General features: G+C 53.8%; 25 protein-coding genes. 15 read left to right on the top strand and 10 right to left on the bottom strand.

Going from position 1 to position 25,336, the window contains the following annotated elements:
- Positions 1–155: 155 nt before the first annotated feature.
- Positions 156–1,058: a CDF family cation-efflux transporter FieF gene (gene fieF, locus AC07UY_RS17685; protein ID WP_494660775.1), complete on the bottom strand. Its 903-nt coding sequence runs from the start codon at positions 1,056–1,058 to the stop codon at positions 156–158.
- Between the two features lie 148 nt (positions 1,059–1,206).
- Positions 1,207–1,707: a cell-envelope stress modulator CpxP gene (gene cpxP / locus AC07UY_RS17680; protein WP_494660776.1), complete on the bottom strand. Its 501-nt coding sequence runs from the start codon at positions 1,705–1,707 to the stop codon at positions 1,207–1,209.
- Between the two features lie 150 nt (positions 1,708–1,857).
- Here cpxP and cpxR point away from each other — a divergent pair, with 150 nt between their 5' ends.
- Together cpxR and cpxA are read left to right on the top strand one after the other, a co-directional pair.
- Positions 1,858–2,556 carry an envelope stress response regulator transcription factor CpxR gene (gene cpxR, locus AC07UY_RS17675; protein ID WP_038635960.1) on the top strand — a complete coding sequence of 233 codons (699 nt, stop codon included), beginning with the start codon at positions 1,858–1,860 and terminating at the stop codon, positions 2,554–2,556.
- Positions 2,553–3,926 (top strand): envelope stress sensor histidine kinase CpxA, encoded by a 1,374-nt coding sequence (gene cpxA, locus AC07UY_RS17670; RefSeq protein ID WP_203359388.1) that lies wholly within the window; start codon positions 2,553–2,555, stop codon positions 3,924–3,926. Before cpxR ends, cpxA begins: the two co-directional genes overlap by 4 nt.
- Positions 3,927–3,961: 35 nt before the next feature.
- On the opposite strand, the gene yiiM is transcribed toward cpxA, so the two are convergent.
- Positions 3,962–4,636 (bottom strand): 6-hydroxyaminopurine reductase, encoded by a 675-nt coding sequence (yiiM, locus tag AC07UY_RS17665; protein WP_494660777.1) that lies wholly within the window; start codon positions 4,634–4,636, stop codon positions 3,962–3,964.
- 153 nt (positions 4,637–4,789) lie between these two features.
- Here yiiM and AC07UY_RS17660 point away from each other — a divergent pair, with 153 nt between their 5' ends.
- Positions 4,790–5,686, top strand: a complete 897-nt coding sequence (locus tag AC07UY_RS17660; protein WP_494701659.1) for a dihydrodipicolinate synthase family protein — start codon at positions 4,790–4,792, stop codon at positions 5,684–5,686.
- A 45-nt stretch (positions 5,687–5,731) separates the two neighbouring features.
- Here the strand turns inward: AC07UY_RS17660 and sodA are convergent, their stop codons facing one another.
- On the bottom strand, positions 5,732–6,352 hold the full coding sequence (gene sodA, locus AC07UY_RS17655; protein ID WP_203359391.1) for a superoxide dismutase [Mn]: 621 nt from the start codon (positions 6,350–6,352) through the stop codon (positions 5,732–5,734).
- 286 nt (positions 6,353–6,638) lie between these two features.
- Between sodA and rhaT the strand changes: the two genes are divergently transcribed.
- The gene (gene rhaT / locus AC07UY_RS17650) at positions 6,639–7,673 is read left to right on the top strand and encodes an L-rhamnose/proton symporter RhaT (RefSeq protein WP_494660779.1); all 1,035 of its coding nucleotides are present in this window, start codon (positions 6,639–6,641) and stop codon (positions 7,671–7,673) included.
- Here the strand turns inward: rhaT and rhaR are convergent.
- A complete protein-coding gene (gene rhaR / locus AC07UY_RS17645) occupies positions 7,670–8,518 on the bottom strand; it encodes an HTH-type transcriptional activator RhaR (protein WP_203359392.1) in 849 nt (282 codons plus the stop codon). The two genes, rhaT and rhaR, sit on opposite strands and share 4 nt — an antisense overlap.
- Before the next feature lie 88 nt (positions 8,519–8,606).
- Positions 8,607–9,443, bottom strand: coding sequence for an HTH-type transcriptional activator RhaS (rhaS, locus tag AC07UY_RS17640; protein ID WP_192613892.1), 837 nt, complete (start codon positions 9,441–9,443; stop codon positions 8,607–8,609).
- A gap of 303 nt (positions 9,444–9,746) precedes the next feature.
- On the opposite strand from rhaS, the gene rhaB reads away from it, so the two are divergent.
- The 5 genes from rhaB (at position 9,747) to rhaM (ending at position 14,976) form a co-directional block, all read left to right on the top strand.
- Positions 9,747–11,216 (top strand): rhamnulokinase, encoded by a 1,470-nt coding sequence (rhaB, locus tag AC07UY_RS17635; RefSeq protein WP_494701660.1) that lies wholly within the window; start codon positions 9,747–9,749, stop codon positions 11,214–11,216.
- The gene (gene rhaA, locus AC07UY_RS17630; RefSeq protein ID WP_203359394.1) at positions 11,213–12,472 is read left to right on the top strand and encodes an L-rhamnose isomerase; all 1,260 of its coding nucleotides are present in this window, start codon (positions 11,213–11,215) and stop codon (positions 12,470–12,472) included. Before rhaB ends, rhaA begins: the two co-directional genes overlap by 4 nt.
- Positions 12,473–12,621: 149 nt before the next feature.
- Entirely contained in the window at positions 12,622–13,446 is an 825-nt protein-coding gene (rhaD, locus tag AC07UY_RS17625; protein ID WP_494701661.1) for a rhamnulose-1-phosphate aldolase, read from the top strand.
- Positions 13,447–13,516: 70 nt separating this feature from the next.
- Positions 13,517–14,665, top strand: coding sequence for a lactaldehyde reductase (gene fucO, locus AC07UY_RS17620; protein ID WP_494660781.1), 1,149 nt, complete (start codon positions 13,517–13,519; stop codon positions 14,663–14,665).
- The gene (rhaM, locus tag AC07UY_RS17615) at positions 14,662–14,976 is read left to right on the top strand and encodes an L-rhamnose mutarotase (protein WP_203359397.1); all 315 of its coding nucleotides are present in this window, start codon (positions 14,662–14,664) and stop codon (positions 14,974–14,976) included. Before fucO ends, rhaM begins: the two co-directional genes overlap by 4 nt.
- Positions 14,977–15,017: 41 nt before the next feature.
- Here rhaM and AC07UY_RS17610 read toward each other — a convergent pair whose 3' ends face one another.
- Both AC07UY_RS17610 and AC07UY_RS17605 read right to left on the bottom strand, forming a co-directional pair.
- Positions 15,018–16,409: a carbohydrate porin gene (locus AC07UY_RS17610; RefSeq protein WP_494701662.1), complete on the bottom strand. Its 1,392-nt coding sequence runs from the start codon at positions 16,407–16,409 to the stop codon at positions 15,018–15,020.
- A 346-nt stretch (positions 16,410–16,755) separates the two neighbouring features.
- A complete protein-coding gene (locus tag AC07UY_RS17605) occupies positions 16,756–17,304 on the bottom strand; it encodes a helix-turn-helix domain-containing protein (RefSeq protein ID WP_203359399.1) in 549 nt (182 codons plus the stop codon).
- A 100-nt stretch (positions 17,305–17,404) separates the two neighbouring features.
- On the opposite strand from AC07UY_RS17605, the gene AC07UY_RS17600 reads away from it, so the two are divergent.
- The gene (locus tag AC07UY_RS17600) at positions 17,405–18,064 is read left to right on the top strand and encodes an AzlC family ABC transporter permease (protein WP_203359400.1); all 660 of its coding nucleotides are present in this window, start codon (positions 17,405–17,407) and stop codon (positions 18,062–18,064) included.
- Complete coding sequence (locus AC07UY_RS17595) at positions 18,064–18,387, top strand: AzlD domain-containing protein (RefSeq protein ID WP_162381570.1); 324 nt, start codon at positions 18,064–18,066, stop codon at positions 18,385–18,387. The genes AC07UY_RS17600 and AC07UY_RS17595 overlap by 1 nt, the downstream gene beginning before the upstream one ends.
- Positions 18,388–18,429: 42 nt before the next feature.
- Here the strand turns inward: AC07UY_RS17595 and AC07UY_RS17590 are convergent, their stop codons facing one another.
- Complete coding sequence (locus AC07UY_RS17590) at positions 18,430–18,642, bottom strand: YdgH/BhsA/McbA family protein (protein WP_494660783.1); 213 nt, start codon at positions 18,640–18,642, stop codon at positions 18,430–18,432.
- Positions 18,643–18,771: 129 nt separating this feature from the next.
- A complete protein-coding gene (gene fdhD, locus AC07UY_RS17585; protein WP_494701663.1) occupies positions 18,772–19,608 on the bottom strand; it encodes a formate dehydrogenase accessory sulfurtransferase FdhD in 837 nt (278 codons plus the stop codon).
- Between the two features lie 191 nt (positions 19,609–19,799).
- Between fdhD and fdnG the strand changes: the two genes are divergently transcribed.
- From fdnG to fdhE, 4 genes are read left to right on the top strand one after another with little or no spacing between them, the layout of a single operon-like run.
- A complete protein-coding gene (gene fdnG / locus AC07UY_RS17580; protein WP_494701664.1) occupies positions 19,800–22,850 on the top strand; it encodes a formate dehydrogenase-N subunit alpha in 3,051 nt (1,016 codons plus the stop codon).
- Positions 22,851–22,862: 12 nt separating this feature from the next.
- On the top strand, positions 22,863–23,765 hold the full coding sequence (gene fdxH / locus AC07UY_RS17575; RefSeq protein WP_494660785.1) for a formate dehydrogenase subunit beta: 903 nt from the start codon (positions 22,863–22,865) through the stop codon (positions 23,763–23,765).
- The gene (gene fdoI, locus AC07UY_RS17570; protein WP_192613906.1) at positions 23,762–24,397 is read left to right on the top strand and encodes a formate dehydrogenase cytochrome b556 subunit; all 636 of its coding nucleotides are present in this window, start codon (positions 23,762–23,764) and stop codon (positions 24,395–24,397) included. Before fdxH ends, fdoI begins: the two co-directional genes overlap by 4 nt.
- Positions 24,394–25,323 carry a formate dehydrogenase accessory protein FdhE gene (gene fdhE, locus AC07UY_RS17565; RefSeq protein WP_494660786.1) on the top strand — a complete coding sequence of 310 codons (930 nt, stop codon included), beginning with the start codon at positions 24,394–24,396 and terminating at the stop codon, positions 25,321–25,323. Before fdoI ends, fdhE begins: the two co-directional genes overlap by 4 nt.
- Positions 25,324–25,336: the final 13 nt, after the last annotated feature.

Genomic DNA, 25,336 nt, shown 5'->3' with positions numbered 1-25,336 from the left:
AAATCTGTTGCCGGAAGCCGATTCTGCATATCGACACGATCCAACGCATATGCAGATAGTATAGCAATCACTTCCTGCTGAATTGATTCAGGTCAGGCCAAAAGGCGGTAATTTATACACAAAATGCTGGCCTGGTTCACTTTTTTTACAACGAATTACGAAAGCTCAAACCTTTTACCTTCCCTGGGTACGACGGAACACGGGTCCTGATGGATAATGACATCAGAGCCCGGAAAACGCCGTAAAATCGCCTGCTCCACCTGTTCAGCCACCAAATGGGCCTGAACGAGAGGCAGATGATCTTCCATTTCCAAATGAATCTGAATAAAGCGAGTCGGCCCTGACTGCCGTGTGCGAAGATCGTGAGCGCCGCTGACACCCGGCCATGATGTCACGATACCAATAATTTCCTGACGTTCGTCGTCGGGCAATGCGCGGTCCAACAACGATTGCACCGCCTCATATCCCATTCGCAACGCGCTATATAGAATATAGATGCCGATTCCCAACGCAAACAAGGCGTCTGCACGATGCCAGCCATACCAGGCGAGGCCAAGCGCCACAAGAATCGCTCCGTTCATCATAACATCAGACTGATAATGAAGCATATCTGCCCGCACAGCCTGACTTTGCGTCCTGCGCACGACCCAGCGCTGAAACGTGACCAAAATAAGCGTGCAGACCAGTGCGATAACCGTCACCACGACGCCAACGCCCGGATCCTTCATCGGCGTGGGTTGGATGAGGTGTTGAATGCCGGTCAAAAATAAAAACAGCGCAGAACCCGAAATAAACATACTTTGCGCCAGCGCCGCCAGCGATTCGGCTTTGCCGTGCCCGAAAGTATGTTCATCGTCTGCGGGTTGCAGCGAATAACGCACCACCAGAAGATTCGTTAGCGACGCGGCAATATCCACCAGCGAGTCCACCAGCGCCGCCAGAATACTTACCGACCCGGTGTACCACCACGCAAAAATCTTGATTAAAAGTAGCAACGACGCCATCACTGTTGCAGCGATTGCCGCCCGGCTTACCAGCCGTCCATAGGTTTGATTCATAAACACTCCTGCCAGGACATGCCGGTAGTATAACGGATGACGTAAAACAGTCAGACAATAACCGGATGACAAATTGAGGGCAAAAAAAACCCCCACATCATGTGGGGGAAGACAGGGATGGTGTCTATGGCAAGGAAAACAGGGTTTGTTACTGGGAACGTGAGCTGCTACTACTCAATAAATTCAACGATGAGCCTTTTTGCCATTGCGCCACGTCGCGCAGCTGCTCCATTCGTTGCTGATGTTTCTCATTTAAAACCGCTTGCTGCTCCGGCGTTAACAGGCGATACATCTGGTTGCGAACCCTGGCCATTTCGACCTGGCGGGCAACCTGTTCTTGTGCCATTTTTTCTGCCTGAGCGCGCACAGCGCTTTCATCAAATTTTTCTGCGGTGACAAGGCGATGCATTGTCTCCACTTCGCTAACATTAACAGGAGGCTGTTCGTGTCTTGCCTGCTGCATCAGATCTCTCATCTGTTGACGCTGATGTTCGGTTAAACTTATGCCGTCAAACATATGGCTCTGCGTACTGCGCTGCGTCGATCCTTCGCCCTGGTGCCAGTTATCGCCTGTAACGACTTCAGCAGCGTGGCTTAAAGAACTGAGTGCCAGCGTTGAGGCCATGACGGCAGCGGTAACTTTGCGCATCACTTGCTCCCAAAATCTTTTCTGTCGCGATTCAACGAGAGACAGTTTACGATTCGGGCTGCAAACATGCGTCAGGGGGTGTAAAACAACGTAAAGTCATGGATTAGCGACTCCTGATGACGTAATTTCTGCCTCGGAGGTATTTAAATAATGAATAAAATCCTGTTAGTTGATGATGACCGAGAGCTGACTTCCCTGTTAAAGGAGTTGCTCGAAATGGAAGGCTTCGATGTGCTGGTTGCCCATGACGGGGAGCAGGCGCTTGAACTTCTGGACGACAGCATTGATTTACTTTTGCTCGATGTCATGATGCCGAAGAAAAACGGTATCGATACATTGAAAGCGCTTCGCCAGACACACCAAACCCCCGTAATCATGCTGACCGCGCGTGGCAGCGAACTGGATCGCGTACTTGGTCTTGAGCTGGGCGCGGACGACTATTTACCCAAACCGTTTAATGACCGCGAACTGGTCGCGCGCATCCGCGCTATCCTGCGCCGCTCTCACTGGAGCGAACAACAGCAAAGCAGCGATAACGGCTCGCCAACGCTGGAAGTGGATGCCTTAAGTCTCAATCCAGGTCGCCAGGAAGCCAGCTTTGATGGCCAAACTCTGGAGTTAACCGGCACCGAATTCACCCTGCTCTATTTGCTGGCTCAGCATCTCGGCCAGGTGGTTTCGCGTGAACATTTAAGCCAGGAAGTGCTGGGCAAACGCCTGACGCCGTTTGACCGTGCGATTGATATGCATATCTCGAACCTGCGCCGTAAGCTGCCGGAACGTAAAGACGGACATCCGTGGTTTAAAACCTTACGTGGCCGCGGCTATCTGATGGTCTCCGCTTCATGATAGGGAGCCTTACCGCGCGCATCTTTGCTATCTTCTGGTTGACGCTGGCACTGGTGTTGATGTTGGTTCTGATGTTACCCAAGCTCGACTCACGCCAGATGACCGAGCTACTGGACAGCGAACAGCGCCAGGGGTTGATGATTGAGCAACACGTTGAAGCTGAACTCGCGAACGATCCACCCAACGACCTGATGTGGTGGCGTCGCTTGTTCCGGGCGATTGACAAGTGGGCGCCGCCTGGACAGCGGTTATTGCTTGTTACCACAGAAGGACGCGTGATCGGCGCAGAACGCAACGAAATGCAGATCATTCGTAACTTTATTGGTCAGGCGGATAACGCCGATCATCCCCAGAAGAAAAAGTATGGCCGCGTTGAGATGGTGGGACCGTTCTCCGTCAGAGATGGAGAAGATAACTACCAACTCTATCTGATCCGCCCGGCCAGCAGTTCGCAATCCGATTTTATTAATCTGCTGTTTGACCGCCCTCTGCTCTTGCTGATTGTGACGATGCTGGTCAGCACCCCGCTGCTTCTCTGGCTGGCCTGGAGCCTGGCAAAACCAGCGCGTAAGCTCAAAAACGCGGCGGATGAAGTGGCGCAGGGTAACTTACGACAACATCCGGAACTGGAAGCAGGCCCGCAGGAATTTCACGCGGCTGGCGCCAGCTTTAACCAAATGGTGACTGCGCTCGAGCGAATGATGACCACGCAACAGCGTCTGCTGTCGGACATCTCTCACGAGCTGAGAACCCCGCTGACACGTCTGCAACTCGGCACCGCCCTGCTGCGCCGCCGTAGTGGCGAGAGTAAAGAGCTGGAGCGTATTGAAACCGAAGCGCACCGACTCGACAGCATGATCAACGACCTGTTAGTGATGTCGCGTAATCAGCAGAAAAATGCGCTGGTCAGTGAAACGATGAAAGCCAATCATCTGTGGGGCGATGTGCTGGATAACGCCGCCTTCGAAGCCGAGCAGATGGGCAAATCGTTGACGGTGAATTTCCCGCCGGGACCATGGCCGCTCTATGGCAACCCGAATGCGCTGGAAAGCGCGCTGGAGAATATTGTCCGTAACGCCCTGCGCTATTCACACACGAAGATTGAAGTCGGCTTCGCGGTGGACAAAGACGGGATCACGATTACCGTGGACGACGATGGTCCGGGCGTCAGCCCTGAAGACAGGGAACAGATTTTCCGACCCTTCTACCGTACCGACGAGGCGCGCGATCGCGAATCCGGCGGGACCGGCCTGGGTCTGGCGATCGTTGAAACCGCCATTCAGCAACATCGTGGCTGGGTCAAAGCGGAAGACAGCCCACTGGGTGGTTTACGCCTGGTAATCTGGCTACCGCTGTATAAACGCGCTTAATTGTGGCGCCGGGCATCATCCCGGCGCGCAATTTTTTATTTTCCCCACAAACGACGCGAATTGTCTTCGATCTTGCCGCTTAAGCGCCGCTTCTGCATCGTTCTGGTCCAGCTTTTTGATAACCCTGCCGCCGACAACAAACGGTGATACTGCGCATCATCAAACGGCATATGCCAGGCAATAGCAATTGCCTCCTGTACCGTGACGTCACTGACGCGCGACACCAGAACCAGCGGCGCATCCGCCGAGACTTTCCCGGCAGAGATAACGCTGTACAACCAGCCCGTTTTACCAGCGTTTTGCATCTGGCTCGCCATGTCGCTGATGCCGAAATGATAGTTGAGTTTGAAGCAGGGCGAACGCGGTTGCGTTACCTGAATCAGCGTCTCTCCCCACTGGAAGATATCGCCAATATAGACATTCTGTTCAGTCAGACCGTCGGTTGAGAGGTTTTCACCAAACGCGGGCGCGACAAACCTATCCGCCTGTTCCGGGAATTCCCTGGCCCAGTGCAGATAATGCTCTCGCGGGTAATGGCACAGTGCGCGATCGGGCCCACCGTGGATTTTCGCCTCCGCCTGCTCATCGCCCTCCAGACCCAGTTCCGTCAGCATCAGTTCGCCATCCACCTGAATCTTCGCAATCGCGCTGGGGCGGCTTCCCGTATAGTCCAGAACCTTGCCTGTAAACACCTCGACTGGATATCGCATCTGTTCCCTCTCCCCGATAAATAATCCTCATTAGAGCATATTTATTTTACCTCAGCCGCTCAAAATGAGAGCCGGATTCACATGATGAATGGCCAGACATGCTATCAATTAGGATGATTTTAAAACGCCATTTCATAACAAGGAGTCAACAACGTGACAGTACAATCGCAATTTGCTGGTGTCTGGTGTCCCTCCATTACGCCGATGGATAATGATGGAAACGTCGATCTCTCCGGTCTGAAGCATCATCTCAAGCGTCTTACCGACGCCAAAATCGATGTTATTTTGCTGATGGGCAGCATCGGTGAATTTGCCTCTTTTAGCCTTGAAGAACGGCTGATGCTGATCCGGGAAGCGAGATCAATGAGCTCGCTGAAGATGGTCGCCAACGTCTCCTCCACCTGTATGAGCGACGTTTTACAGATGGCGCAGGAAGCCGACAAAGCGGGTTACGATGCGGTGATGGTATTACCGCCGTACTATTACGGACAAACAACAAAGCAGCTCCTGAGCTATTTCCGCAAACTTGGTGGCGCATTACGCGGAAAATGGTTTGCCTACAATTTCCCGGCACGGACCGGCTGTGATTTAACCCCCGACCTGGTCGCCACTCTCGCTGCCGAGTTCCCCAATTTTGCTGGTATTAAGGATACCGTCGATTGCCAGTCCCACACCCGCAGCATGATCCAGACCACCCGTGCCGTGCGTGATGACTTTGCCGTCCTCTCCGGCTATGACGAGTATTACATCCCTAACCTGATGGCGGGCGGCGCAGGGATCATTTCCGGCTTAAACAACGTGATGCCTGAGCTTTTTGTCGACGCGCGCGAGGCGTTTAAACAGGGCAATTTGCAAAAGTTGCGTGAAATTCAAGACAAGATCGGTACCTATATGTCCATTTACGCCATTGGTGAGGATTTTGTCACCACGATTAAAACCGTGGTATCGCGTAAATTTGGTTATTGCACCGGGGTTTCGCGAAATGCAGGCGGTGAGCTGAGTGAGAAGGACTGCCGAACGATTGACGAGGTGTTTTTGACAAAAGGTTGAGTCATGCAGCCTGATGGCGTTACCGCCATCAGGCAACAATCAGACTTATTTTTTCGCGGCGAAACGCGCTGCTGCTTCGTCCCAGTTCACCACGTTCCAGAACTCTTTAATGTAGTCCGGACGGCGGTTCTGGAATTTCAGGTAGTAAGCGTGTTCCCACACGTCCAGACCGACGATCGGGAAGCCAGACGCGCCAGAAACAGCTTCACCCATCAGCGGGGAATCCTGGTTCGCGGTAGACACGACGGCCAGTTTGTCGCCTTTCAGCACCAGCCACGCCCAGCCAGAACCAAAGCGAGTGGCAGCCGCTTTCTCAAACTCGGCTTTGAAATTATCAACGGAACCGAAGTCACGTTCGATAGCGGCTTTCAGATCGCCCTGCAGGGTAGTGCCGGTTTTCAGGCCTTTCCAGAACAGGCTGTGGTTAGCGTGACCGCCTGCGTTGTTACGCAGTACGGTTTTCTTGTCCGCTGGCAGTTGATCCAGTTTCGCGATCAGCTCTTCGGCAGACAGGCCAGCGAATTCTGGCAGGCTTTCCAGCGCCGCATTGGCATTGTTGACGTAGGCTTGATGGTGTTTGGTATGGTGAATTTCCATCGTCTGCTTATCGAAGTGCGGTTCCAGTGCATCGTAAGCGTACGGCAGGGATGGCAGGGTATAACTCATAATCATCTCCATTATTATCGAGCGGCTGGGTGTTAATGCCGCGTAAGCAGTTGGTTCATTATAGTTAATTAAATGATATTGAAAATGATTATCAATGCCGTACTTTTCGTAAGGATATAAACCCTCCCCCACTTACCAAAGATGTGAACTAAATCACCCGCTTAACGCGCCTATTGCCAAAAAGAACAAAAAAGCGGCAACGGGAAGAAGGTTAAGAATCTGCGCAATTTTTACACTCATCACGTCGAAGGGGTAACGCGACAATAAAAACGATGAGGATGACGTCATGAGTAACGCGATTACGATGGGTATTTTTTGGCATTTGATAGGTGCGGCCAGTGCAGCCTGTTTCTATGCCCCGTTTAAGCAAGTAAAACAGTGGTCATGGGAAACGATGTGGTCGGTTGGCGGGATTGTCTCCTGGATTATCCTGCCGTGGACCATAAGCGCCCTGCTGCTGCCCGATTTTTGGGCCTACTACAGCTCTTTTAACCTTTCTACTTTATTACCTGTTTTCCTGTTTGGCGCCATGTGGGGTATTGGCAATATTAACTACGGCCTGACCATGCGCTACCTCGGTATGTCGATGGGGATTGGTATCGCGATTGGCATTACGCTGATTGTCGGTACGCTGATGACGCCCATTCTCAACGGTAATTTCGATGTCCTGATCAACACGGAAGGCGGACGCATGACGCTGCTTGGCGTGTTGGTGGCGCTTATCGGTGTGGGGATTGTGACCCGTGCCGGGCAGTTGAAAGAGCGTAAAATGGGCATCAAAGCCGAAGAGTTCAACCTGAAAAAAGGTCTGTTGCTGGCAGTAATGTGCGGGATCTTCTCTGCCGGCATGTCCTTTGCGATGAATGCCGCCAAACCGATGCATGAAGCCGCTGCCGCCCTTGGCGTAGACCCGCTGTATGTCGCTCTGCCCAGCTATGTCGTGATCATGGGTGGCGGCGCACTGGTCAACCTGGGTTTCTGTTTTATTCGTCTGGCAAAAGTGAAGAATCTGTCGATAACCGCCGACTTCTCGCTGGCAAAATCCCTGATCATCACCAACGTGCTGCTGTCAGCGTTGGGCGGTCTGATGTGGTATTTGCAGTTCTTCTTCTACGCCTGGGGCCACGCACGCATTCCGGCGCAGTATGACTACATCAGTTGGATGCTGCACATGAGTTTCTACGTCCTGTGCGGCGGTATTGTCGGGCTGGTGTTGAAAGAGTGGAAAAACGCCGGTCGACGTCCTGTGAGTGTGCTGAGCCTGGGCTGCGTGGTGATTATCATCGCCGCCAATATTGTCGGAATGGGAATGGCGAGTTAGTCGTTGTGATGACTGAGATGACGCCACTGGCTTGGCGTCATCCCAGTTTCCCGCGTGAACACCACTGAAAAATAGTTACTGTCCTCAAACCCACATTGCATCGAAATCTCACCGATCATCAGGCGGCTATGCTGGAGCAAATATTGCGCGTGGCAGACGCGGATCTGGCGCAAATATTGGTTGATGGTCATACCGGTTTGTGCGCGAAACTGCTGGCGCAACACGCGTTCACTGCAGGTTTCCCTGGCGCAAAATTCATCCAGCGCAAACGGGTGCTCCAGGCTGCCCGCCAGCGCGGTGATCAGTTTATCCAACAGCGTTTCGCTTGAGGTAGCAGGAAGATTATCCGTGGCATAGCGATGGCGCTGCAGGATCATCACCAGTTGCCCAAACAGCAGTTCCGCCATACCGTTAGCCAACGGGCAGCTCTGCTGGCTTTCATGCTCAAGCTGGCTGATAACCTGCCGCGCCTGAGTCATACCGGCGCTGGTCAGACGCCAGTGTGGCTGCCATTGGGTTCCGTTAAATCCAGGTATCGCCTCTTCCCACCGCAGATTTAGCTTCAGCCGCTCCGGGCAGTAGATGATGTTCTGTAATACCAGATCATTAACAGACGTATAGGAGTGTTTATCTTCGGCACGAATGTAGAACAGGTCGCCGCGTGTAATGCGATAGGGACGTTCATTGAGCACATGCAAACCGTTGCCACGCCAGACCAGCACCAGTTCACAAAAATCATGGGTATGTTCCGCAAAGACATTTTGCGGATAGCGATCGGCGACAGCAACCGCCTGCGCGTCGCTTGCAAAAAAGTCGGCTTTATGAAGAACGAGCTGATTTGCCACCACATCACCTCTACCAATAACAACACTCTATTATGCGTCAAGCGGCGGCAAAAAATATTGATATACCCGTCATACTTCAGCATCTGCGTTATTGCAGCAATGCGTCGCGCCCCTGGCGGATATCACGCGGCGACCAGTCAAATTCGCGGCGAAAAAGCGTCGAAAAGTGGTTACTGTCGCCAAATCCGCAGCGATAGGCGATATCGGTAACACTGTCATCGCTATGGCGTAGCAAATGACGCGCTTTAATTAAACGCAGCCGGTTCAAATAGCGCTGCGGCGTCAGCCCGGTTTGTTGTTTCAACTGACGGTGCAAGGTGCGTAATGAGAGCGAAAACCGATCGGCCACGGCTTCCCAGCAGACCTCTTCGGCAAAGTGATCTTCCAGCCAGGCCATCAGGTGATTCAGCCGCGCATCATTATCCGTCGCCCCTTCCATCAGACTGCTTTTGCGCAGCAATACCAGCAGCTGCATAAACACGATTTCGCGATTGGCGACCGCTGGCGTGTCCATCTCTCCATCGGGTTGTTCCAGTTGAGCAACCAACTGGCGCACCTGCTGTAACACCCCCTGGTTTACCCGCCAGTGGGACGGATACAGCCCATCTTGCTCCTGCGGTAAAAGCTGATTCAGCCCTGCCAGAAACTGGAACGCATCCGGCGAACGATAGAGCACGTTAGTCAGACACAGATTGTCAGTATGTTCATACATGTGTCGGTCATGATCGCGAACAAAACAGACGGTGCCGCCGCTGATGGTGTACGGCTGTCCGTTGAATACATGAATGCCCGTGCCATGTTCAACGATCACGATTTCATGAAAATCATGATGGTGCTCAGGAAAAGCAGACTGCGGAAGCCGGGGTTCGATGGCGATAGGGACCTTACCTGACGGAAAAAAATCCACGCTGTGCAATAGGGTCATGATGGCTTCCTGACATGAAGTGGAACATGACTGAAATAGTAATTAAGGGGTCGCCACCTCACCTTAAAGTTTTGACACGAAAGCGCGCATATCCGGTCATTTTTTCAAGACAGGGCAGGAAAGTTCGCTAAATGCGGACGCCGTCACATCAGGTAAAAACAGGCTCATTACTGGAAACTGTGAACGTCATCACGTTCATCTTTGCTTTCTTGCCAGCGGCTAATTTTGGCTGTCAGTAGCAAGAAGGTACCTTTTCCCCGGGGTTCTTAGACTCATAGCCATCACTCCTGGAAGGACCTCATTATGACTTTTCGCCATTGTGTCGCTGTCGATCTCGGCGCATCCAGTGGACGCGTTATGCTGGCGCGTTACGACAGTGAACGCCGTTCCCTGACGTTGCGTGAAATCCACCGTTTCGTGAATTGCCTGCAAAAAACAGACGGCTTCGACGCCTGGGATATCGACAGTCTGGAAGGAGCCATTCGTCTTGGACTGGAGAAAGTCTGCGATGAAGGCATCCGCATTGACAGTATCGGGATTGATACCTGGGGCGTGGACTATGTTCTGCTGGATAAACACGGTCAGCGCGTCGGCCTGCCCGTCTCCTACCGTGACAGCCGCACCACAGGCGTGATGCAACAGGCGCAGGCGCAACTCGGGAAAGCGGAAATCTATCGCCGCAGCGGTATTCAGTTTTTGCCGTTTAACACGCTGTATCAATTACGCGCGCTGGTTGAACAACAACCGGAACTGATCCCCCAGGTGGCGCACGCTCTGCTAATTCCTGATTACTTCGCCTATTGCCTGACCGGCAAAATGAACTGGGAATATACCAACGCCACCACTACGCAGCTCGTCAATATTCATACCGACGGCTGGGATGACACGCTGCTGGCGTGGACCGGCGCGAATCACGCCTGGTTCGGCACGCCAACGCATCCGGGCAATGTCATCGGTCACTGGATTTGCCCGCAGGGTAATCAGATCCCGGTCGTTGCCGTCGCCAGCCACGATACCGCCAGCGCGGTGATTGCCTCTCCGCTGGCAGAAAAAAACAGCGCCTACCTCTCTTCCGGTACCTGGTCGCTGATGGGCTTCGAGAGCAGAACGCCTTATACCAATGACGCCGCGCTAAGCGCCAATATTACCAACGAGGGCGGTGCGGAAGGACGCTACCGCGTGCTGAAAAATATCATGGGACTGTGGCTGCTGCAGCGCGTCCTGAAAGAACGCCAGATTACCGATCTGCCTGCGCTGATCGAGCAGACCCAGGCGCTGCCCGCTTGCCGTTTCGTGATTAATCCTAATGACGATCGCTTTATCAACCCTGCCGATATGGGCGCGGAAATTCAGGCTGCCTGCCGTGAAACCGGCCAGCCGGTGCCCACGCAAGACGCCGAGCTGGCGCGCTGCATTTTCGACAGCCTGGCGTTGCTGTACGCCCGCGTCCTGCAGGAACTGGCCGACCTTCGTGGTGAAGCCTTCACCAGCCTGCATATCGTCGGCGGCGGTTGCCAGAACGCATTACTGAACCAACTGTGCGCCGACGCCTGCGGTATCCGTGTGATGGCCGGTCCCGTAGAGGCGTCCACGCTCGGCAACATCGGTATCCAGCTCATGACGCTGGACGAACTGACCAACGTTGATGATTTCCGTCAGGTGGTGAGCGCCAACTACGACCTGACCACCTTTATTCCTCATCCTGATAGCGAAATTGCCCGCCATGTTGCGCAGTTTCAATCCACACGACAGACAAAGGAGCTTTGCGCATGACCACTCAACTTGAACAAGCCTGGGACCTGGCGAAACAGCGTTTTGCTGCGGTAGGTATCGATGTCGAAGAGACCCTGCGTCAGCTCGATCGTCTGCCGGTCTCTATGCACTGCTGGCAGGGCGATGACGTCGCCGGTTTTGAAAATCCGGAAGGCAACCTGACCGGCGGTATTCAGGCGACGGGTAACTACCCGGGCAAAGCGCGTAACGCGACCGAATTACGTGCCGATCTGGAGCAGGCACTGAGCCTGATCCCTGGACCGAAACGCCTGAATCTGCATGCGATCTATCTGGAGTCCGACACGCCGGTTTCCCGTGACCAGATCAAACCAGAACACTTCAAAAACTGGGTAGAGTGGGCGAAAGCCAACCAGTTGGGTCTCGATTTTAACCCGTCCTGCTTCTCGCATCCGCTGAGCGCTGACGGTTTCACCCTTTCCCACCCGGACGCGAAAATTCGCCAGTTCTGGATCGATCACTGCAAGGCCAGCCGCCGCATCTCCGCCTATTTCGGTGAGCAACTGGGCACCCCGTCGGTGATGAACATCTGGATCCCGGATGGTATGAAAGACATCACTGTTGACCGTTTAGCACCACGTCAGCGTCTGCTGAATGCGCTGGATGACGTCATCAGCGAGAAACTGGATCCGGCGCACCACATTGATGCCGTTGAGAGCAAACTGTTCGGTATTGGCGCAGAAAGCTACACCGTCGGCTCCAATGAGTTCTACATGGGCTACGCCGCCAGCCGCCAGACCGCGCTGTGTCTGGATGCGGGCCACTTCCACCCGACTGAAGTGATCTCCGACAAGATCTCCGCCGCCATGCTGTATGTACCGCGTCTGCTGCTGCACGTAAGCCGCCCGGTGCGCTGGGACAGCGACCACGTGGTGCTGCTGGACGATGAAACGCAGGCGATCGCCAGCGAGATTGTACGCAACGATCTGTTCGACCGCGTGCATATCGGCCTCGACTTCTTCGACGCGTCTATCAACCGCATCGCGGCTTGGGTTATCGGCACCCGCAACATGAAAAAAGCGCTGCTGCGCGCCCTGCTGGAGCCGACTGCCGAGCTGCGTAAGCTGGAAGCCGAAGGCGATTACACCGCGCGTCTGGCGTTGCTTGAAGAGCAGAAATCCCTGCCGTGGCAGGCCGTGTGGGAGATGTATTGCCAGCGTCACGATACGCCAGCGGGCAGCCAGTGGCTGGAGAACGTGCGCGCGTACGAAAAAGAGATTCTGAGCAAACGCGGCTAACTGAGCGCAATTGGTCTGTAGGCCGGATAAGACGCATCGCGTCGCCATCCGGCAATCAATAAAACACGAATGCCGGATGGCGCTGTGCTTATCCGGCCTACGTAAGACCCGAGCGATTTCGGGCAACAAAATAGACAGGAACACCGAACATGCAGAACATTATGAATTCCTGGTTCGTCCAGGGGATGATCAAAGCCACGTCTGACGCCTGGCTGAAAGGCTGGGATGAGCGTAACGGCGGCAACCTGACATTGCGTCTGGATGAAACGGATATTGCGCCATTTGCTGGCGATTTCCACGCAGAACCGCGCTATATCGCGCTGAGTCAGCCGATGCCGTTACTGGCAAACACCCCGTTTATCGTGACCGGCTCCGGTAAATTCTTCCGCAACGTTCAACTCGACCCGGCGGCAAACATCGGCGTGGTTAAAGTCGACAGCGACGGCGCGGGCTATCACATCCTGTGGGGCTTAACCCACGAAGCGGTGCCGACCTCCGAACTGCCGGCGCACTTCCTTTCCCACTGCGAGCGCATCAAGGCCACCGGCGGCAAAGACCGCGTGATCATGCACTGCCACGCCACCAACCTGATCGCCCTGACCTACGTGCTGGAAAACCGCACCGACGTCATTACCCGCCAGCTGTGGGAAGGTAGCACCGAGTGTCTGGTGGTTTTCCCGGATGGCGTCGGCATTCTGCCGTGGATGGTGCCAGGCACCGACGAGATCGGCCAGGCGACTGCGGTCGAAATGCAGAAACATTCGCTGGTACTGTGGCCGTTCCACGGCGTATTCGGCAGTGGCCCTACCCTGGACGAAGCGTTCGGTTTGATAGATACCGCAGAGAAATCTGCTGAAGTTTTAGTCAAAATCTATTCGATGGGTGGCATGAAACAAACGATCACGCGTGAAGAGCTGATTGCGCTCGGTAAACGTTTTGGCGTGACCCCGCTGGCCAGCGCCCTGGCGCTGTAATAGCACCGCCCGCACCCGGCGACACGGACACTGCCGCCGGACATACAGCTATAATTTAAGGAGAGTAATCATGAGCTTTATGTTGGCACTTCCGAAAATCAGTCTGCATGGCGCAGGGGCAATTGGCGATATGGTTAACCTCGTGGCGAATAAGCAATGGGGTAAAGCGCTGATCGTCACCGATGGTCAACTGGTCAAACTGGGTCTGCTGGATAGTCTGTTTGCCGCACTGGATGCGCATCAAATGTCTTACCACCTGTTCGATGAGGTGTTCCCAAACCCGACCGAAGCGCTGGTGCAAAAAGGCTATGCGGCATACCAGGACGCGAACTGCGATTACATCATCGCGTTTGGCGGCGGCAGCCCGATCGATACCGCCAAAGCGGTGAAAATTCTGACGGCAAACCCTGGTCCCTCAACGGCGTATTCCGGCGTCGGAAAAGTAAAAAACGCAGGCGTGCCGCTGGTCGCGATTAATACCACTGCCGGTACCGCAGCGGAAATGACCAGTAACGCGGTGATCATTGATTCTGCGCGCCAGGTCAAAGAGGTCATCATCGACCCGAACATCATTCCTGACATTGCCGTCGATGACGCCAGCGTCATGCTGGAAATCCCGGCATCCGTGACGGCTGCGACCGGTATGGACGCGCTGACACATGCGATCGAAGCCTATGTTTCCATTGGCGCGCACCCGCTCACCGACGCCAACGCGCTGGAAGCGATTCGCCTGATCGCCCTATGGCTGCCGAAAGCGGTAGACGAGGGTCATAACCTCGAAGCGCGTGAGCAAATGGCGTTTGGCCAGTATCTGGCGGGCATGGCGTTCAACAGCGCCGGTCTTGGTCTGGTTCACGCGCTGGCACACCAGCCGGGCGCCACCCACAACCTGCCGCACGGCGTCTGCAACGCCATTCTGCTGCCCATCATCGAAAACTTTAACCGCCCAAATGCCATTGCGCGTTTTGCTCGCGTGGCGCAGGCGATGGGTGTCGACACGCGCAATATGAGTGATGAAGCGGCCAGTATGGAAGCGATCAACGCCATTCGCGCATTGAGCAAACGCGTCGGTATTCCGGCAGGTTTCAGCCAGCTTGGCGTGACCAAAGAGGATATCGAAGGCTGGCTGGACAAAGCCATGGCCGATCCGTGCGCGCCATGTAACCCGCGTACCGCCAGCCGCGACGAGGTCCGCGAGCTGTATCTGGAGGCGTTATGATCCGCAAAGCCTTTGTGATGCAGGTGTATGCCGACACGCACGAAGAGTATCAGCGTCGTCATAACCCCATCTGGCCAGAACTGGAAGCGGTGCTGAAAGCACACGGCGCGCATCACTATGCGATTTATCTCGATAAAGAACGCAACCTGCTGTTCGCGACCGTCGAGATTGAATCAGAGGAGCGCTGGAACGCGGTTGCCAGTACCGACGTCTGCCAGCGTTGGTGGAAACACATGCGTGAAGTGATGCCAACTCACTCGGACAACAGTCCGTTGAGTGCAGAGCTAAAAGAGGTGTTTTACCTGGCGTGAGTTGTGTGCCCGGTGGTGAAAACGCCACCGGGCCATTTCGGTTAGAAATAGTATTTAAAGCGAACGCGGGCACCGTAACGATCGTCTGAGTCGTCGCCATTTATGCCATCACCATCGCTATCCAGAATCGAATAATACAGACCGAGGTAGATATTGAAGTTTTGCATATCCATCACGTTGGCGAACTGATACGAAGCGTGGATAGTATGGATGTCATAGGTGCCTTCATTGTTAATCCAGCAGTCGTCATCACACACGACCCCTTCAAAATCATCAATCTTGTTATGTGCATAGATATAGCCTAGCTCAAAGCGTTTCCACAGCGCATTCAGCCCGGCGGTAAAATCTTGTTCATCGCTGGCGTCAAGATACGCGGTATTCAGGTTCACCACCACGCCGTTATCCGCATCGGTCTTGAGTCCATTCCACGTCATTGTCAGACCGTAACCGGTTCGGTCGGACTGATCGACAAACTTGCCTTCGCCGTTGGTGTAGCCGTAAGCGTTATTGACCACGTTCGATTCCATCGCCGCAGCAACCGAGAACGCACCCTGCGACCACGAGATTACCGGACGCAAATAGGCAACGTTTTTCTGCTGCTCCATTGCGCGACCATGGAAATCGTCATCGTTATAAAGTGATGTACCGTCTTCCAACAGCGTGTTTAATTCAAAGTACCAGTTATCGATCTGTTTACTGACCAGGAAGTTACCGCCAGCATCAGAACGTCCACGGCCCTCTTTCATCATGTAGATATAGCCACTGCCGTCGTCATAAAGATCGTTGGCGGTATTACCCGAATGCTCAATAAAGGTATCCTGATTGAGTGGGAACATATCGTACGCTTCGAAGCGTCCAACCTTCACTTTCCAGTCATTCTCTCTGCCAAAGAAGAAGACCGAGTCATCGATATTCACCGAGCCTGACAGATCACCCAACGGTTGGGCGGAGAATCCGGCATAATAGCCATTATCCAGCTTACGCATGCCATCAAAGCCCAGCAGAATTCGACCATTAATATTCCACTTTTCGTTGGTCGGATCATGATCAATATTGGCATTGGTCATCGCCAGCAGGCCATGATTACTTTCCGCATCCATATTGAATTCCACATCACCGTAAATTTTCAAATCGCCATATCCGGAAAGCAGTAGATTCGGTGTGGATACATTCTTTTTGGTCTCTTCCGCAGCCGTTTGACCATTGACTGGCGTATTCCCCTGTGCGACTTTAATTTCGCGAATTTCACTCGTCTGTTGCGCCTCTAATTGCTGGAGCTGCGTTTCTGCTTTCGCAGCCCGGTTTTCAGCTGCCTCCAGCCGGGATTCAAGTTGTTCAAGGCGTTGTTCCAGAGTCATTTTTTGCGTTTTAGCAATACTATTATTTGCTATTAATAATAGACCTATTGCTAACGCTAACGTCGATTTTTTCATTTATCCTCGTTCCTTGAAGTAAAGGATGACCCGCATATTCACTCAGGAATACGCGCAATGAATATAAAAATAAAATGTATTTTGTTTTTATATTTAACAGCAACAACAATCGAATGCATAAATAAATCACAATCGCTTGCTAAGTTGTCACAGGAGGATAAGTATTAGCATGCTGATTTTTTAGTGTAAATGCAGTGATTTTTCAGTTCGTGAGGAATATAACAATAGTGGCGAAATAAACGAAATATCGTAAAAACAAATAAATATAGTTTTTGTGAAGGGATAATCGTAATTAATAAATCAGCGTGGTTTGGTAAAAACCACGCATGAGAAAACCGAGGCTCGCTTAATTTTGCTCAGCCACCAGAATCGCCTGAGTGTCCGGTTCCAGCGCTTTGAAAATATGCTCCTGATCGGCGGGGTAACAAATATAATCACCCTCGTTTAACTCTTCTGGCGCTTCCGTCAGACCGACCAGCGCTTTTCCTTTCGTCACAAAAATGTGCTCAATCGCCCCCGATGAATGTGGATGTGAAATGCGATCCGCCCCGGGTTGCGTCAACAGCAGATAGATGTCACGCCGTGCGCCGGGTGGGCAACTTGCCAGCAAAATAGCCTGATAGTGCGCCAGCTCTGCCACGACTTTCGTCCCTTCTCCGCGACGGAGCACCTGCGTTTTTTGTACCTGGGGTTCAAGTAAGCGTGCAAAAGGAATATCCAGCGCAACGCAGAGCGACCAGAGCGTTTCCAGGCTAGGATTACCATTCCCCGCCTCCAGTTGCGAAAGCGTGGATTTTGCAATCCCTGCCCGCCGGGCGATTTCTGCCAGCGACAAGCCTGTACGTTGACGCTCACGCACCAGGCTTTTGGCAATCACGCTGATGGGTTGTGTCATACACGACTCCATGTTTTTTATATCGAACGAATCGTTCGTCTTGTAATGCAAATCTGTTGCGTTCATTATAATGGAAATTCGTTCGATATGGCTAAATAACATGAAGCACTTTCTCTCTTGTCTCAAAGGAGACACGATCAAAGCGATATTTTTAGTCTGTCTGGCTGTGGGGGTTGTCGGCATGTCTTACGGCTCGCTGGCGATGGCCTACGGTTTCCCTCTCTGGGTGCCGTTTGTGCTCTCCATCACCGTGCTGGCTGGCGCATCCGAATTTATGTTCATTGGCATTATCGCCAGCGGTGGAAATCCGTTAGCTGCCGCCGCTGCTGGCTTGTTGGTTAACGCCCGTCATATCCCGTTTGGCGTGACGGTACGCGACCTGGTAGGCACCCGCGCCGCGAGTTTTCTCGGCTGCCATATTATGAACGATGAAAGCGTCGTCTTTGGCCTGTCGCAAAAAACACCTGAACAGCGCAAAGCGGCCTACTGGCTGTGCGGCGCGGGTGTGGCGATTTTATGGCCGCTGGGCACACTGCTTGGCGCAGTGGTCGGCAAAATGCTGCCAGATCCGGAAACCATCGGGCTGGATGCCGTATTCCCGGCTATTTTACTGGCGCTGGTTGTCCCGGCATTCAGGAATCGAACCACACTGATCCGTGCCTGTAGCGGGGCGACACTCTCGCTCGCCGCCGTTCCTTTTGCTCCCGTGGGACTTCCTGTGCTGCTTTCCCTGCTTGGCTTACTGACGAGGAAAAAATAATGGGCAACATGACGCTGTTTATTATCGGCATCGCCATCCTCTCGGCAGGCACCTATCTGATGCGACTGGGCGGGGCAAAACTTGGGAGCCGCTTAGCCCTTTCTGAGCGTTCTCAGGCATTACTCTCCGATGCGGCCACCGTGTTGCTGTTTTCTGTGGCGCTGGCGACCACCTTTTATGAAAGCGACCATTTTGCCGGCATGGCACGCGTGTTGGGCGTCGCCTTTGCCGTATTTTTAGCCTGGCGCAAAATGCCATTGATTGTGGTGATTATCGCGGCGGCCGTGGTCACGGCATTGCTGAGACTGGCGGGCATAAACTAAAAAAGCGCCGCAAGGGCGCTCTTTCGACAGTTGGCTGGCTGCTTATTTCAGCAGTTCGGCCGTCATATGCACGCGGTTACCGGTGTAAGCCTGGGTGATTTTGTAGGCGCTGGCACCCGCCTGTTCAGCCTGAGCGGCAATTTTCGCTTCAGCGCTTTCCAGCGTCGAACCTGTCGCAGTAATCGACTGAGCGGCAAAAGAACCGAAAGACGTAGCGAGAGCGATAACTGCGACAAAAGTTTTGATGCTTTTCATGGTATAACCCTTTAAATTTAGTTGTTTGTATAAGGCATGTTGCCTTGATGTGATAAATAATAGCCTTCACATCACACAACTAAAAGCGGAGGGATTTGCCAAACTTATTCAAAATAATTGACTATTATTTTACTCAGCAATCAATCGCTGTGGATGGGTATAAACCGTCGCTCTGCCCGGTTTGCAAAAACCCACCAGCGTCAGATTACAGCGCTCGGCGACTTCAATCGCGAGCGTGGTGGCGGCGGAAACGGCGAACAGGATCTCGACGCCGCACATCGCTGACTTTTGCACCATCTCATAGCTGGCGCGACTGGAAACCAGCGCGGCACCACTTTTCCAGGTGTCATCTTCCCTGCCACGCCGACCCAGCAGTTTATCCAGTGCAACGTGTCGACCCACATCCTCATGTCCCCCAGCCAGATGACCGGAGGGCAGAACCCATGCCGCGGCGTGAGTACATCCGGTGAGTTGCCCAATCGGCTGAAAATCGCTCAGATGCCTGAGGGCATGATCAAGGTTCGCAAGGTCAAACGTCTGGGTAAATGGCAGAGGTTGAACGGGTTTACCGATGTCGTTGAGTTGCTCAACGCCACAAACCCCGCAACCGGTTCTCCCGGCCAATGCCCGGCGCCGTTCTTTCAGCCCCATGAAACGGCGGCTGGATAGTTCGACCTGGACTTCAAGGCCATTGCAGGAAGGTACAACCTCCATCCCATAAATATCGCGCGGGTGGTCGATAATGCCTTCAGAAAGCGAAAAGCCCATCGCGAAGTGCTCAAGATCTTTTGGAGAAGCCATCATCACGACGTGAGAAATCCCGTTGTATACCAACGCGACGGGCACTTCTTCAGCTACCTCATCCGGCTGAGGATGTTGTAAATCCTCACGTTTCCATAAGGTCACCTGGCGAGAACCTGTGACGCACGTCACGTTTTTTACTTCTTCGGGATGTATCTTATTCACTTTCTTTTAACCGTATAAGAACACGCATACCAACATTGTGGTATTCTTTACAAACCCCTCCTGGATGGAGGGAAATTACCCCAATTCTGGACCTTTACGGGCATATCCGTAAAGAAAAATAACAACCACTCCCCGCGCATCTGGATACAAATGTAAAAGGGAAGTGACAATGTCGAAACAAGGAGCAAACCATGCAGGTCAGCAGAAGGCAGTTCTTTAAGATCTGCGCTGGCGGTATGGCAGGCACCACGGCAGCGGCACTGGGCTTCGCGCCCGGCGTAGCGCTCGCGGAAACACGGCAATATAAACTGCTGCGCACCCGCGAAACCCGTAACACCTGCACTTACTGTTCCGTCGGCTGTGGGCTGTTAATGTACAGTCTCGGCGATGGAGCTAAAAACGCCAAAGCATCTATCTTCCACATCGAAGGTGATCCGGACCATCCGGTAAACCGCGGTGCGCTCTGCCCGAAAGGGGCTGGTCTGGTGGACTTCATTCACTCAGAAAGCCGCCTGAAGTTCCCGGAATACCGTGCACCAGGCTCTGATAAGTGGCAACAAATCAGTTGGGATGAGGCATTTGACCGCATCGCCAAACTGATGAAAGAAGACCGCGACGCCAACTACGTTGCACAAAACGCCGAAGGCGTTACCGTTAACCGCTGGCTCTCCACTGGGATGCTGTGTGCATCCGCTTCCAGTAATGAAACCGGCTATTTAACACAAAAATTCTCCCGCGCGCTGGGTATGCTCGCGGTCGACAACCAGGCACGCGTCTGACACGGACCAACGGTAGCAAGTCTTGCTCCAACATTTGGTCGCGGTGCGATGACCAACCACTGGGTCGACATCAAGAACGCCAACCTGATCGTGGTGATGGGCGGCAACGCCGCTGAAGCTCACCCTGTAGGGTTCCGCTGGGCGATGGAAGCCAAAATTCACAACGGCGCGAAGCTGATTGTGATCGATCCTCGTTTCACGCGTACAGCGTCGGTGGCCGATTTCTATGCGCCAATCCGTTCCGGTACTGACATTGCCTTCTTGTCAGGCGTCATGCTGTACCTGCTGAACAACGAAAAATTCAACCGCGAATATACCGAAGCCTATACCAACGCCAGCCTGATCGTGCGTGAAGATTATGGCTTCGACGATGGCCTGTTTACCGGCTATGACGCGGACAAACGCAAGTACGATAAAACCAGCTGGAACTACGAGCTGGACGAAAACGGCTTCGCTAAACGCGATACCACCCTGCAACACCCGCGCTGCGTATGGAACCTGCTGAAACAGCACGTCTCCCGCTACACGCCGGACGTGGTGGAAAACATCTGTGGTACGCCGAAAGCCGACTTCCTGAAAGTCTGCGAGTACATCGCAGAAACCAGCGCGAAAGACAAAACCGCTTCGTTCCTGTATGCCCTCGGCTGGACACAGCACTCCGTTGGCGCGCAGAACATCCGCACCATGGCGATGATCCAGTTGCTGCTCGGCAACATGGGGATGGCAGGCGGCGGCGTTAACGCCCTGCGTGGTCACTCAAACATTCAGGGTCTGACCGACCTTGGCCTGTTGTCACAGAGCCTGCCGGGTTACATGACGCTGCCAAGCGAGAAGCAAACTGACCTGCAAACCTATCTTGCCGCCAGCACACCAAAACCGCTGCTGGAAGGCCAGGTGAACTACTGGGGCAACTACCCGAAATTCTTCGTCTCAATGATGAAGGCCTTCTTTGGTGATAAAGCGACAGCTGAAAACAGCTGGGGCTTTGACTGGTTGCCGAAGTGGGACAAGGGCTACGACGTTCTGCAGTATTTCGAGATGATGAGCCAGGGCAAGGTTAACGGCTATATCTGCCAGGGCTTCAACCCGGTCGCTTCATTCCCGAACAAAAACAAAGTGGTGGCGTCGCTCTCCAAACTGAAGTTCCTGGTGACCATCGACCCACTCAATACGGAAACATCTACCTTCTGGCAAAACCACGGTGAGTCGAATGACGTTGATCCGTCAAAAATCCAGACTGAAGTGTTCCGTCTGCCGTCCACCTGCTTTGCCGAAGAGAACGGTTCTATCGTGAACTCCGGCCGTTGGCTGCAGTGGCACTGGAAAGGCGCTGATGCCCCGGGAAATGCGGTCACTGATGGCGAAATCCTTGCCGGTATCTTCCTGCGTCTGCGCAAAATGTATGCCGAACAAGGTGGCGCCAATCCGGAACAAGTGCTGAGCATGAGCTGGAACTATTCCACGCCACATGAGCCGGCTTCGGAAGAAGTGGCGATGGAGAGTAACGGTAAGGCGCTGGCCGATATCATCGACCCGGCAACGGGTGCCGTGATCGTCAAGAAAGGCCAACAGCTCAGTTCGTTCGCGCAACTGCGTGACGACGGCACCACCTCCAGCGGTTGTTGGATCTTCGCCGGTAGCTGGACGCCGGAAGGCAACCAGATGGCGCGTCGCGATAACGCCGACCCGTCAGGCCTTGGCAATACGCTGGGCTGGGCGTGGGCGTGGCCGCTCAACCGCCGCATTCTGTATAACCGTGCTTCCGCTGATCCGCAGGGCAACCCGTGGGATCCGAAGCGTCAGATCCTAAAATGGGATGGCGCAAAATGGAGCGGGATGGATATTCCGGACTACAGCGCCGCCGCACCGGGCAGCAATGTCGGACCGTTTATCATGCAGCCGGAAGGGATGGGGCGCCTGTTTGCTATCGATAAGATGGCGGAAGGGCCGTTCCCGGAACACTACGAGCCGTTTGAAACGCCGCTGGGCACGAACCCGCTGCACCCGAACGTTATCTCCAACCCTGCCGCCCGTATCTTTAAAGGCGACGAAGAAGCGCTGGGTAAAGCCGATAAATTCCCGTACGTCGGGACCACGTATCGTCTGACCGAGCACTTCCACTACTGGACCAAGCATGCGCTGCTTAACGCTATTGCACAGCCGGAACAGTTCGTGGAGATCGGCGAGAAGCTAGCGAATAAACTCGGCATCGCCCACGGCGATACCGTGAAAGTCTCTTCCAACCGTGGCTATATCAAAGCCAAGGCGGTAGTGACCAAGCGTATTCGCACGCTGAAAGCGAACGGCAAGGATATCGATACCATCGGTATTCCTATTCACTGGGGCTACGAGGGCGTGGCGAAGAAAGGCTTTATCGCCAATACGTTGACGCCATTCGTCGGTGATGCGAACACGCAGACGCCGGAATTTAAGTCCTTCCTGGTGAACGTGGAAAAGGTGTAACGGAGACGACTTATGGCTTATCAATCGCAAGATATCATCCGTCGTTCCGCGACTAACGGTTTCACCCCCGCGCCTCAGGCGCGGGATCATCAGGAAGAGGTGGCGAAGCTTATTGACGTCACCACCTGTATCGGCTGCAAAGCCTGTCAGGTGGCCTGTTCTGAGTGGAACGATATTCGTGATGAAATCGGTAGCAACGTTGGGGTGTATGACAACCCGGCGGATTTAACCGCCAAATCCTGGACGGTGATGCGCTTCTCGGAAGTAGAGCAGGACGACAAACTGGAATGGCTGATCCGCAAAGACGGCTGTATGCACTGTGCCGATCCGGGCTGCCTGAAGGCGTGTCCGGCGGAAGGCGCGATCATTCAGTACGCCAACGGCATCGTCGACTTCCAGTCTGAACAGTGCATCGGCTGCGGCTACTGCATTGCCGGTTGCCCGTTCGACGTGCCGCGACTGAATCCGGAAGACAACCGCGTCTACAAATGTACGCTGTGTGTTGACCGTGTGAACGTCGGGCAAGAACCGGCCTGCGTGAAAACATGTCCGACGGGTGCGATTCACTTTGGCACCAAAGAGGATATGAAAACGCTGGCAGGCGAACGCGTGGCAGAACTGAAAACGCGTGGCTACGACAATGCGGGTCTGTACGATCCGGCAGGCGTTGGCGGTACGCACGTAATGTACGTACTGCACCATGCCGACAAGCCGAATCTGTACCACGGTCTGCCAGAGAACCCAGAAATCAGCGCGACCGTGAAATTCTGGAAAGGCATCTGGAAACCTCTCGCAGCGGTCGGCTTTGCCGCGACCTTTGCAGCCAGTATCTTCCACTACGTTGGCGTAGGTCCGAACCGTACGGAAGAGGAAGATGACAATCTGCACGACGAGAATGACGAGGTGCGCAAATGAAACGACGTGACACCATCGTGCGCTACTCCGCGCCGGAACGTATCAACCACTGGGTCACCGCCTTCTGCTTCATCCTGGCGGCGGTGAGCGGGCTGGGGTTCTTCTTCCCCTCCTTCAACTGGCTGATGCAGATCATGGGCACTCCACAACTGGCGCGAATTCTGCACCCGTTTGTTGGCGTAATCATGTTTGCCTCGTTCATCATCATGTTTTTCCGTTACTGGCACCACAATCTAATCAATCGGGATGATATCTTTTGGGCGAAGAATATTCGTAAGATCGTCGTCAACGAGGAAGTAGGTGACACCGGACGATATAACTTCGGTCAGAAATGCGTTTTCTGGGCGGCGATTATCTTCCTGGTGCTATTGCTGGTGAGCGGTGTGATCATCTGGCGCCCGTACTTTGCGCCTGCTTTCTCAATCCCGGTGATCCGATTCGCGTTAATGCTGCATTCATTTGCCGCAGTGGCGTTAATTGTGGTTATCATGGTGCATATTTACGCCGCCCTTTGGGTTAAAGGCACCATTACCGCGATGGTGGAAGGATGGGTTACCAAATCGTGGGCGAAGAAACATCACCCGCGCTGGTACCGTGAAGTCCGCCAGAAACAGGAAAAGTCATCTGAATGAGTATTCGCATAATCCCGCAAGATGAGCTGGGTTCGAGCGAAAAACGCACGGCGGATATGATTCCGCCGTTGTTATTCCCCAGACTCAAAAATGTATATAACCGCCGCGCTGAACGTCTGCGCGAGCTGGCTGAGAATAACCCACTGGGCGATTACCTGCGCTTTGCCGCGCTGATCGCGCATGCCCAGGAAGTGGTGCTGTACGATCATCCGCTAGAGATAGATCTCACCGCACGCATCAAAGAGGCAAATGAGCAGGGTAAGCCGCCGCTGGATATTCACGTTTTACCGCGTGATAAACACTGGCAGAAACTTCTGCTTTCACTGATTGCCGAGCTGAAACCCGAAATGAGCGGTCCGGCACTGGCGGTGATTGAGAATCTGGAGAAAGCGTCCTCTCAGGAGCTGGAAATGATGGCCAGCGCGCTGTTTGCCTCTGACTTCTCGTTGGTGAGCAGCGATAAAGCGCCGTTTATCTGGGCCGCGTTGTCGCTCTACTGGGCACAGATGGCGAGCCTGATTCCAGGCAAAGCCCGTGCGGAATATGGCGAGCAACGCCAATTCTGCCCGGTGTGCGGCTCAATGCCAGTCTCCAGCATGGTGCAAATTGGTACGACCCAAGGGCTGCGTTACCTGCACTGCAACCTGTGCGAAACCGAGTGGCACGTGGTACGCGTGAAATGCAGCAACTGCGAACAGAGCCGCGATTTGCACTACTGGTCTCTCGATAACGAGCAGTCAGCGGTTAAAGCGGAAAGCTGCGGTGACTGCGGCACTTACCTGAAGATTCTCTATCAGGAAAAAGACCCGAAAGTAGAAGCCGTTGCCGACGATCTCGCCTCACTGATACTGGACGCGCGTATGGAGCAAGAGGGCTTTGCCCGCAGTTCCATCAACCCGTTCCTGTTCCCAGGAGAGGGGGAGTAAGTTCTCTTGTATT

Source organism: Citrobacter sp. GW821-FHT02E08 (genome assembly GCF_059421685.1).
This window is presented reverse-complemented; position numbering and strand designations above follow the sequence as displayed.

Coding starts and splice junctions, on each gene's coding strand:
- AC07UY_RS17600 (WP_203359400.1), top strand. CDS start 17,405: ATGAAGCACTTTCTCTCTTGTCTCAAAGGAGACACGATCAAAGCGATA.
- cpxR (WP_038635960.1), top strand. CDS start 1,858: ATGAATAAAATCCTGTTAGTTGATGATGACCGAGAGCTGACTTCCCTG.
- yiiM (WP_494660777.1), bottom strand. CDS start 4,636: ATGCGATATCCAGTCGAGGTGTTTACAGGCAAGGTTCTGGACTATACG.
- sodA (WP_203359391.1), bottom strand. CDS start 6,352: ATGAGTTATACCCTGCCATCCCTGCCGTACGCTTACGATGCACTGGAA.
- cpxA (WP_203359388.1), top strand. CDS start 2,553: ATGATAGGGAGCCTTACCGCGCGCATCTTTGCTATCTTCTGGTTGACG.
- rhaT (WP_494660779.1), top strand. CDS start 6,639: ATGAGTAACGCGATTACGATGGGTATTTTTTGGCATTTGATAGGTGCG.
- rhaB (WP_494701660.1), top strand. CDS start 9,747: ATGACTTTTCGCCATTGTGTCGCTGTCGATCTCGGCGCATCCAGTGGA.
- rhaM (WP_203359397.1), top strand. CDS start 14,662: ATGATCCGCAAAGCCTTTGTGATGCAGGTGTATGCCGACACGCACGAA.
- fdoI (WP_192613906.1), top strand. CDS start 23,762: ATGAAACGACGTGACACCATCGTGCGCTACTCCGCGCCGGAACGTATC.
- fdhE (WP_494660786.1), top strand. CDS start 24,394: ATGAGTATTCGCATAATCCCGCAAGATGAGCTGGGTTCGAGCGAAAAA.
- AC07UY_RS17590 (WP_494660783.1), bottom strand. CDS start 18,642: ATGAAAAGCATCAAAACTTTTGTCGCAGTTATCGCTCTCGCTACGTCT.
- fdxH (WP_494660785.1), top strand. CDS start 22,863: ATGGCTTATCAATCGCAAGATATCATCCGTCGTTCCGCGACTAACGGT.
- rhaA (WP_203359394.1), top strand. CDS start 11,213: ATGACCACTCAACTTGAACAAGCCTGGGACCTGGCGAAACAGCGTTTT.
- AC07UY_RS17610 (WP_494701662.1), bottom strand. CDS start 16,409: ATGAAAAAATCGACGTTAGCGTTAGCAATAGGTCTATTATTAATAGCA.
- rhaD (WP_494701661.1), top strand. CDS start 12,622: ATGCAGAACATTATGAATTCCTGGTTCGTCCAGGGGATGATCAAAGCC.
- AC07UY_RS17595 (WP_162381570.1), top strand. CDS start 18,064: ATGGGCAACATGACGCTGTTTATTATCGGCATCGCCATCCTCTCGGCA.
- cpxP (WP_494660776.1), bottom strand. CDS start 1,707: ATGCGCAAAGTTACCGCTGCCGTCATGGCCTCAACGCTGGCACTCAGT.
- AC07UY_RS17605 (WP_203359399.1), bottom strand. CDS start 17,304: ATGACACAACCCATCAGCGTGATTGCCAAAAGCCTGGTGCGTGAGCGT.
- fucO (WP_494660781.1), top strand. CDS start 13,517: ATGAGCTTTATGTTGGCACTTCCGAAAATCAGTCTGCATGGCGCAGGG.
- rhaS (WP_192613892.1), bottom strand. CDS start 9,443: ATGACCCTATTGCACAGCGTGGATTTTTTTCCGTCAGGTAAGGTCCCT.
- fieF (WP_494660775.1), bottom strand. CDS start 1,058: ATGAATCAAACCTATGGACGGCTGGTAAGCCGGGCGGCAATCGCTGCA.